At 27.8% G+C, this 8,550-nt stretch carries 11 protein-coding genes; all 11 read right to left on the bottom strand.

Annotation, left to right across the window (positions count from 1 at the left end; genetic code table 11):
* Positions 1 to 136 precede the first annotated feature (136 nt).
* The gene (gene efp / locus KPL55_RS09950) at positions 137 to 694 is read right to left on the bottom strand and encodes an elongation factor P (RefSeq protein WP_216306557.1); all 558 of its coding nucleotides are present in this window, start codon (positions 692 to 694) and stop codon (positions 137 to 139) included.
* Between the two features lie 376 nt (positions 695 to 1,070).
* A complete protein-coding gene (locus KPL55_RS09945) occupies positions 1,071 to 1,493 on the bottom strand; it encodes a hypothetical protein (RefSeq protein ID WP_216306556.1) in 423 nt (140 codons plus the stop codon).
* Positions 1,494 to 1,495: 2 nt separating this feature from the next.
* Positions 1,496 to 2,014, bottom strand: coding sequence for a hypothetical protein (locus KPL55_RS09940; protein ID WP_216306555.1), 519 nt, complete (start codon positions 2,012 to 2,014; stop codon positions 1,496 to 1,498).
* Between the two features lie 6 nt (positions 2,015 to 2,020).
* Positions 2,021 to 2,797: a type IV pilus biogenesis protein PilM gene (locus KPL55_RS09935; protein WP_216306554.1), complete on the bottom strand. Its 777-nt coding sequence runs from the start codon at positions 2,795 to 2,797 to the stop codon at positions 2,021 to 2,023.
* A gap of 10 nt (positions 2,798 to 2,807) precedes the next feature.
* A complete protein-coding gene (locus KPL55_RS09930) occupies positions 2,808 to 3,236 on the bottom strand; it encodes a hypothetical protein (RefSeq protein WP_216306553.1) in 429 nt (142 codons plus the stop codon).
* The gene (locus KPL55_RS09925; protein WP_216306552.1) at positions 3,226 to 3,669 is read right to left on the bottom strand and encodes a type II secretion system protein; all 444 of its coding nucleotides are present in this window, start codon (positions 3,667 to 3,669) and stop codon (positions 3,226 to 3,228) included. Before KPL55_RS09925 ends, KPL55_RS09930 begins: the two co-directional genes overlap by 11 nt.
* Positions 3,666 to 4,109 carry a prepilin-type N-terminal cleavage/methylation domain-containing protein gene (locus KPL55_RS09920; RefSeq protein WP_216306551.1) on the bottom strand — a complete coding sequence of 148 codons (444 nt, stop codon included), beginning with the start codon at positions 4,107 to 4,109 and terminating at the stop codon, positions 3,666 to 3,668. Before KPL55_RS09920 ends, KPL55_RS09925 begins: the two co-directional genes overlap by 4 nt.
* Positions 4,093 to 4,560: a type II secretion system protein gene (locus KPL55_RS09915; protein WP_216306550.1), complete on the bottom strand. Its 468-nt coding sequence runs from the start codon at positions 4,558 to 4,560 to the stop codon at positions 4,093 to 4,095. Before KPL55_RS09915 ends, KPL55_RS09920 begins: the two co-directional genes overlap by 17 nt.
* Positions 4,560 to 5,756, bottom strand: coding sequence for a type II secretion system F family protein (locus tag KPL55_RS09910; RefSeq protein WP_216306549.1), 1,197 nt, complete (start codon positions 5,754 to 5,756; stop codon positions 4,560 to 4,562). The genes KPL55_RS09915 and KPL55_RS09910 overlap by 1 nt, the downstream gene beginning before the upstream one ends.
* Positions 5,757 to 5,794: 38 nt before the next feature.
* Complete coding sequence (locus tag KPL55_RS09905) at positions 5,795 to 7,474, bottom strand: GspE/PulE family protein (RefSeq protein WP_216306548.1); 1,680 nt, start codon at positions 7,472 to 7,474, stop codon at positions 5,795 to 5,797.
* A gap of 142 nt (positions 7,475 to 7,616) precedes the next feature.
* Complete coding sequence (dapF, locus tag KPL55_RS09900; protein WP_216306563.1) at positions 7,617 to 8,438, bottom strand: diaminopimelate epimerase; 822 nt, start codon at positions 8,436 to 8,438, stop codon at positions 7,617 to 7,619.
* Positions 8,439 to 8,550 lie beyond the last annotated feature (112 nt).

Raw genomic sequence — 8,550 nt, 5'->3', positions numbered from 1 at the left:
ATTATAGATACCAGTGGAACCTGAAAAAGATGACTCCTGTGCAATACAGAAATCACCTTTTAGCATCTTAGTACTCTTTTTTATATTGTCCTTGACATAGGTACCAGTTTATAATAGGTCCTTCTTTTTTAAAAACTTAAACTCTTAGCATATAATCGCCATTTCTTGTATCTATTCTAATAGTTTCACCTTCATTAACAAACATTGGCACTTGGATTATTGCTCCTGTTTCTACTGTAGCAGGTTTTGTTACACTTGAAGATGTATTGCCTTTAACACCAGGCTCAGTTGCAGTTATTACTAGTTCTACAAAATTTGGAGCCTCTACTGAGAAAGCCTCATCTTTATAAAATTTTATTATAGCAAACATATTTTCTTTTAAGTATTTTATTGCATCTTCAACTTTTTCGTAGTTAAGTGGTATTTGTTCAAAAGTCTCTTGATCCATAAAGTAGTATAGTCCGTCAGCTGCATATAAATATTGCATTTCTTTTCTTTCTATAACTGCCTCTTGTAACTTTGTAGTAGGATTAAATGTTTTCTCTGTAACCCCAGAGTTTATAACGTTTCTTAGTTTAGTTCTAACAAATGCAGCTCCCTTACCTGGCTTTACATGTAAAAAATCTATTACAGTGTAAACTTGTCCACCTTCATCAAATGTAGTTCCTTTTCTTATGTCTCCTGCTGATATCATAAAGTATCCCTCCAAAATTCATTAATAATTCCCTTATTTTAACATATTACAACTTTAATATATTATAACCTTGCTTGTTTAGCATATGGCTCATTTCTAAACCTTTATATATATTATCATATTTAGTATAGACTAACAATACTTGATTTATACACTTAATCACATATGCGCTTTAGGTCGGATATCGATTCCATTACTGTTATCGCATGATTTCATAAGTTATGTATATAATACTTATCGATATTTCTATACTAAGCATGACTCAATTCATTAATTATTATAGCACATTCCACAGTTATAACGGTAAATATAAACATTACAGTGGAACAATGTTATTTTATCAAAACTGAATGACATTTGCAAATATATTTCAAAATTACTTATTCTTTTTAAAGTTAATGCTTAAACTTGTACTTTTAGCATCCGTATTTATGCTAATCTTATTAACGCTTAAGAAATTTTCACTCTCATTTAAATAACATAATGCACTATATAATAATTTTATATCTCCATTATAATTAACTTCGACACTACAAATCTCATTTTCCATTAAATTAATAGACTTAATTTCAAAATCTCTATTTTTTTGTACACATTCTAATATGTCACTATATCCATATTCTTTTACACTTTTAACACTTTCGTTCCTTAAAGTTTTAGATACGCTTTTGCTTTTAAATGTGTTTTGGTTTTTATATGAAATTACCTTGTTTTTAACAAAAATTAATCTAGTACATAAAATCACCATTAGGACCACTAAAACTAAGAGCACCCACTTATTTTTTTGGTTTTTATACATTCTTATACCTCTAATATAACTGTAAAGTTAAAATTCCCTTCGTTTTTAATGTTTGGACTTAATTTTTTTATTGAATAATTATTCTCAATACATCTTACAATCATTATATATTCTTCATAACTCTTAGCTGCAATGTCTATTTCTAAATTAAACTCAGTAATGATAATACTTATGTAGCTCAAATTATTTTTATCAAGAAAATTACTAAAGTTATTATACTTTTCAATTGTAATAATATTATGTTTATCATTTTCTTCATTTTTTATTTTTTCTTCATTTTTTATTTTTTCTTCATTTTTAATTTTTTCTTTAGTTATGTTTTTATCTTCCGTAATGACATCATTTTTTTTATTTAAAATCTCACCATTTATATGATTTATTTTATTATAGGTATTAAATATTAGACTTATTAAAAATATAATTAAAAATGATGTTATCACCATACCTATTTTGATTTTTTTATTCTCTATTCGATTTTTTTCATCGACATACCAATTGGGAATGAATGTTTTTTTCCTCATATCTATCTACCCTTTTACTATTATATATTTTAACAATTCTTCTCTGTCTATGTCATCTAATATTTGGTGAGGTAACTCTATATATTCAAATTCTTTTATGTCTAACTCTTTTATATTTGAATAATAGATCTTTTCGCATGATTTAGCATAATCATTATATAACTCTAAAAATTCATTCATAACATTTGAAAACTTAAATTCATATAATCCTTTAATATATATAATATTATTAGCTACAATTTCATTATCACAACATATTAAAAAATACAAATTACAATTATAGTAAAATACCAATATATAGCTTTTAACATTAATTTTACTGGAATAATAGTACTTAAAGCAAAATTGAATTAAATTTACTTTTTTCAAAATAATATTATTCTTAATACTATTTTCTAAAATTTCTAAGCTATTTCCCTTTATGCAAAAAACTAATATCTCCATATTGAATTTGTCTTTTTTTATTAACTTATACGTAAATGCAATATTATTAATGTCCTTGTAATAATATCTTAATTCACTTTTAATCATGTCATAAATTAAATGTCTTTTAACTACTGGTAGTATTACTTTTTTTATATATACTGCTTCTCCCTCAACAAGAACATACAAGTTTTTGTTTTTTATATCTATCTTAAAATCTTTTATATCGGGTGAATCCCTACAATACGAATTTCCTTTAGCGATATTAACCACTCTATTTAGTAATGTGCGTTTAGAAAATTCTACACCCGAAATTCTTTGAGTCGAAACCTCTAGAAACATATTTTTTCTAAATTTCATTTTCCCCTCCTTACCTATTACTATATAATGTTTTTTTAAATACCATTTTAAAATCTTCATTAAGTGTTTCTAACTTATAATAATCATTTCTATATGCATTAATATCGTAAGGTGTTGCAAAAACAAATTCATTTGTTGTATTATTATAAGTAACTTTAGCTCCTTGATAACTTACAACAGAACCTGTTATATCATGAAAAAAGGTAGTTATTGTAAGCCTTTTTATTTCTACTTTATTTGTATCAATATATGTAGAAAACAAAGTCATTAAATATTCTTTGTCCCTTTGATAGTTATCATCCATTAATACATATCTTTTATTGCTTGTAGAATACTTTATTTCTGACATCTGAATATCAAATATGTACATCGTGATAATCAAACAAATAATTCCCACTAAAAGCGTATAAATTAATATAAATCCCTTTTTAGTTTGCATTTTTTATTGCTAAACACCTCTCAATACTTTGACCATTGTGCCATATAATTTTAATATAAAGAATTTTCCCTGTTTTTATAGCTGTAAAATCTTTAACCTCTTTCATTATTATATTTGTATAATAATTATTACCAACGTTTGTAGAAACAATAATGTTCCCATTTACTGATTTTATATTTTTAGGACTATTTCCTTTGTAGCAAACTATATTAATAATATTCCCATCAGTTTTCACATCACTTGCATATTGATTCACTTCAGAGTCTATCATTACTATTGCACTGTTTAAATAATTAAATCCATTGCTTTGCAATAAACTATTTTTATAGCCTTTCACATATGATGTAAGTATGTTTCCCACTACCCCTAACATTAAAAATGCCAAAGACATAACAACTACTAACTCTATAAGTGTAAATCCTCTTTTCTTCATCTATGTTTACCTTTATAAAAGTTACACTGTAATTCTAATTTATCTGTTGGATTGATAGAATATAAAGAAATATTCAGCTTATAAACATTTGAATCTATTCCTGTAGATGTTAATTTTATGTATGAATTTAATGTTGGTTTTTGATTTATGAAAATATTTTTAACTATCATTTTATTTGCATCCATCGTAATATTATTTTTGCTTACGAAAAAATTTTTATTAGTTATTAATTGATTTAAATCTTCATATGTCATAGAGTATATAATGTTATTTTTTAAGTTTTCCATTAAGAGAACATCATTATTTACAGTTTTGATATCCTTTTTCATATTGAGCGACGTCGCCTCATATGACATCATGCAAACGAAAATGATAGAAAATACTGCAAGGCTACATAATACTTCCACTAATGTAAACGCCCTTTTATTTGTTTTCAACATATGCAGTACCAACTCCCATTGTAATTTTATAATATACTAGGTTGTTATCTCTCAATGTTATTGTTCCAGAATCACTTGTATATCCCATCTTGTCAATTAGAATGTCATTATCAACCTGAGTCCCAGTAACATTATCTAGGGTTATTTTATTTAAGAGTATTATTTTACTTACTGTTTTAGTTCCTACATCTAATTTTATAATATTCCCTGGTATATCAAAAGTTATGACAGCACTACAAGATTTTTCCCTACAGTACATTTTTGAGTTATTAATAAAACTAACTACTGCATTACAGTAATAATTCGCATCCATTTTGTTTTGTAATTCTTTATAATATTTATATGTAAGTGCACTACACGATGTTATAATGCCTATAATAGCTATAGCTACCGTTAACTCAATTAATGTAAATCCTTTACGAATAAATTTCCTTTCCATCTTAAATACCATTAGAATTTACCTGCCGAGTCCATAACACTGAGCATTGGCAACATAACTGCTAATACAATTGTTCCAATCATAATTCCTAAAAAAATTATCATAATTGGTTCTAACAGTACTGTTGCTTTCTCTACATTCTCCTGCGCGTCTTCATAGAATATATCAGCTGCAGTTAAAAACATTCCATCTAAATTACCAGTCTCTTCCCCTATTTTTATCATGGCTACAAAAAATTGTGGAAATAGATTCATCGCATTTAGTGAACTAGCTAAATCTTTCCCTTTTTTTATATCGTTAGAAACACTTTTAAGCCTTAGCTTAAAATATTTGTTTTCAATAACATCATTAATAATTTCAAAAGTCCTTAGTAATCCAACTCCGCTACTTAGTAATATATTAAGTCCTCTTGAAAATCTCGTATATATAAGACGTTTATACACTGGACCGAATATTGGGCAAATGAATTTAAACTTATCGAAAATAAACCTCCCACTTTGAGTTTTAATATATTTCATAAAAACTGAAATCAAAATTAAGATTACTATTAAAATCCACAACAAATTGCTACGTGCGAAGTTGCTAGATCCTATAACTAATCTTGTTATTAATGGAATTTCCGCACCAAATGAATTCAAGTTTACAATAAATATAGGTATCACCTTTATAAGTAAAAACAATGATACTATCATTAATGTTATAAATACCGTGCAAGGATAAATCATAGAGTTAGTAAATTTTTTTAATAACTTATGTTCTTTCTCATAATACTTTGATAATTCTTCTAGAATTATATCAAGTTTTCCACTTTCTTCTCCCAAGTAAATCATATTAATCATAAAATCAGGGTACACATTTGTAGTTTTCTTCATACTTGCACAGAGTGAATTACCCTTTTGAACATTTTCTCTAATACTAATAAGACTCTTTTTTATGGCCTTATGAAGCATTTGCTCATAGAGTAAATTTAGGATATCACATATGGGTATGCCCGATCTTAAACATACTGAGAATTGCTTGCAAAATATAGATATGGTTTTTTGATTAGGTCTTCTAGAATTTGTATTTATTTTTTTAATTATGGTGGATTTTACTAAATATAATTCTTTTTCACGTAAATAGAGCGCTAATTCTTCTATGCTTTCACAATCAAAACTATCTTTTAATAAAGTTCCATTTATTGTTTTTGCTATGTATTTATACCTCATATTCTATCTCACCTATCCCTGGCGATTTTCTATGTTTCTTATTTGTAATTATAACTATAAGTAGCCTCCTCGAATTCTTCTATTGAGGTTATTCCGTTAATTACACAAGACCTACAACTATCCATAAATGATCCAAATTTTTTTTCATTGCAGTATGCCCAAAGCTCATCACTTATCCCACTTCTTGCTATAATAGTTCTATGATTACTGTCTATTCTTAATAATTCATATATAACAGTTCTCCCTTTATATCCAGTTTCATTACACTTACTACATCCAACAGCTTTATATGTTTTTTCTCCACTATTAAATCCTAATCGCTCAAATTCCTTCCCTATAATCTCATATTGCAGTTTACAAAATGAGCATAATTTTCTAACTAGTCTCTGCGCCAAAACTACAACCAATGAATCTGCAACTAAATACGACGGAATCCCCATATCTATTAGTCTTGATATAGAAGCAGCCGAATCGTTTGTGTGCAAAGTTGACAACACCAAATGACCTGTTATTGATGCCCTAACAGCAATTCGTGCAGTTTCCTCATCACGAATCTCACCGATCATGATTATATCAGGATCTTGCCGCAAAATGCTTCTAAGGCCTGTTGAAAAAGTAAGTCCAGCTTTATTATTAACATTTACTTGATTAATTCTAGGCATATTATATTCTATTGGGTCTTCTATAGTAATAATATTTTTGCTTTTACTATTGATTTCATTTAGTAATGCATATAAGGTTGTAGACTTTCCACTTCCTGTAGGCCCTGAGACTATTATCATTCCATGAGAAAGTTTTAATGTATCCCTTAGAAGAATAACTTTGTCTTCACTAAATCCCAATGAATCTAAATTAATAAATCTCTCCGCTTTGTACAAAACCCTAATAACTAATTTTTCACCATACATAGTTGGCAAGGAGGATACCCTAAAATCGTAATCTACTCCATCTATATTTTCTGTAATCTTTCCATCTAGAGGAATAAGTTTTGTTGCAATATCCATATTCGCCATAATTTTCACTCTTGTACACAATGATTTATACACATTACTTGGAATTTGGTTTATTTCTTTTAGTATGCCATCAACTCTCATTCGTATAATCGCTGAAAGTTTAAAAGGTTCTAGATGAATATCGCTAGCTTCTGCATTTACAGCCCTCTTTAGTAAAGAGTTTGTTATCCTTATAACAGGAGCATTCTCAGTAGATAGTGCCTCCTTCAGCTCTTCATTTTTCAACTCTTCCTCTAATATGTATTCTTTTTTCATTTCTTCAACTGCTACATCAACAATTTGTTTTCCATAACAATTTTCTATAGAGCACGTGATATCAGTTCCTAAAGCAAAAAATACTTTAATTCTTTTATTTGTAATAAATTTCAGCTCATCAATTACCTTAATATCAAAAGGGTTTGAGAAAGCCACATAGACCTGATTGTCATTGTCATAAAACGGTATCAAATTATGTCTTTTTGCAACTTCTTTTGATATTAAATTAAATGCTCCATTTTTTTCATATTTAGATTCTAAATCAATATAATGTATATTAAACTCATTTTCAATTATAGTTATAAGCTGATTTAGATCTATTTTATCATTTCGTAGAATTATTTGTTCTTCACTACAATTTTGTTTAATTGAAGATTCTTGAACATCTTTGTAGACTTGTGAGGTTATTAAGTCTCTTTCTAATAATAATTTGAGTAAATTTTTTTTCATACATTTTACCTTTCCTTATTCGCAAACTTTTAAACAGCCATCCTATTTGTAAGCATGGTCACTTTTAGTAATTCTATTCACTTTTATGGAATAAATTAAATAAAAAAACAACCGCCTATTAAAATAGACAGTTGCATTAATTTTAACTTAGAAAAAATTTTCCATCGAAAGTCAATTCCGCAGGCCCTTCCATAAGAACCTCATCTTTAACAATTTCTATATTTAGTGCTCCTCCAGGAACATATACCGTTACTTTACCTTCAACATAGCCTAATCTGTTAGCTGCAACTACTGACGCACAACTACCAGTACCACAAGCTAAAGTTGGTCCTGCGCCCCTTTCCCATGTTTTAACTTTTATTGTATGTCTATCTAACACTTCACAAAAATTTACGTTTGTGCCTTTTGGGAATAAACGGTTATTTTCAATAGACTTACCTTCCTGGGTTTCAAAATCATTATGACTACCAAATACAATAGTATGTGGCACACCCATAAGCATTGAAGTAATATAATATTCTTTATTATCAACCTCTAATTTTTGATTTATTATTTCATTGGGCGCTAAGGCTGGAATACTTTTAGGTTCAAAATTATATTTCCCCATATTAATAGTTACGCTCTTCGCAGATCCCTCTTTAACATTTATACTTGCAATCTTTACACCATCGCCAGTTTCAATTTTTATTGTATTACTCGCCACATATTTTTTTTCCCAAATATATTTAGCGAAACATCTTATGCCATTACCACACATTGATGCATAAGAACCATCAGAATTAATAATTATCATTTGTATATCAGCTATATTACTTTTTCTAACTACTAAAATTCCATCAGCACCTATTCCAAAATGTCTATCACAAAGTTTGCTCGAAATTTCCGATAGATCATTATATTTACCTTCTAAATCCTCAATAACTATAAAATCATTTCCTGTTCCTTGCATTTTTGTGAAATTTATAAATTCCATACAATTGTTCCCCCTCGCTACCAACATGACTTACTTTTCAATAATTTTCTTTAATGGTATACTATTAATAATAGTTTATGTTAATAGTAGTATATTATATATA

Source organism: Clostridium lacusfryxellense (genome assembly GCF_018861735.1).
Taxonomy (GTDB): Bacteria; Bacillota; Clostridia; order Clostridiales; family Clostridiaceae; genus Clostridium_AD; species Clostridium_AD lacusfryxellense.
Note: the sequence above shows the minus strand (reverse complement) of the source record. Positions and strands in the feature narration are given on the sequence as shown.

What these genes read in the sequence shown, in the direction of transcription:
- efp (WP_216306557.1), bottom strand. Translation starts at nt 694, where the DNA reads ATGATATCAGCAGGAGACATAAGAAAAGGAACTACATTTGATGAAGGT.
- KPL55_RS09945 (WP_216306556.1), bottom strand. Translation starts at nt 1,493, where the DNA reads ATGTATAAAAACCAAAAAAATAAGTGGGTGCTCTTAGTTTTAGTGGTC.
- KPL55_RS09940 (WP_216306555.1), bottom strand. Translation starts at nt 2,014, where the DNA reads ATGAGGAAAAAAACATTCATTCCCAATTGGTATGTCGATGAAAAAAAT.
- KPL55_RS09935 (WP_216306554.1), bottom strand. Translation starts at nt 2,797, where the DNA reads ATGAAATTTAGAAAAAATATGTTTCTAGAGGTTTCGACTCAAAGAATT.
- KPL55_RS09930 (WP_216306553.1), bottom strand. Translation starts at nt 3,236, where the DNA reads ATGCAAACTAAAAAGGGATTTATATTAATTTATACGCTTTTAGTGGGA.
- KPL55_RS09925 (WP_216306552.1), bottom strand. Translation starts at nt 3,669, where the DNA reads ATGAAGAAAAGAGGATTTACACTTATAGAGTTAGTAGTTGTTATGTCT.
- KPL55_RS09920 (WP_216306551.1), bottom strand. Translation starts at nt 4,109, where the DNA reads ATGTTGAAAACAAATAAAAGGGCGTTTACATTAGTGGAAGTATTATGT.
- KPL55_RS09915 (WP_216306550.1), bottom strand. Translation starts at nt 4,560, where the DNA reads ATGGTATTTAAGATGGAAAGGAAATTTATTCGTAAAGGATTTACATTA.
- KPL55_RS09910 (WP_216306549.1), bottom strand. Translation starts at nt 5,756, where the DNA reads ATGAGGTATAAATACATAGCAAAAACAATAAATGGAACTTTATTAAAA.
- KPL55_RS09905 (WP_216306548.1), bottom strand. Translation starts at nt 7,474, where the DNA reads ATGAAAAAAAATTTACTCAAATTATTATTAGAAAGAGACTTAATAACC.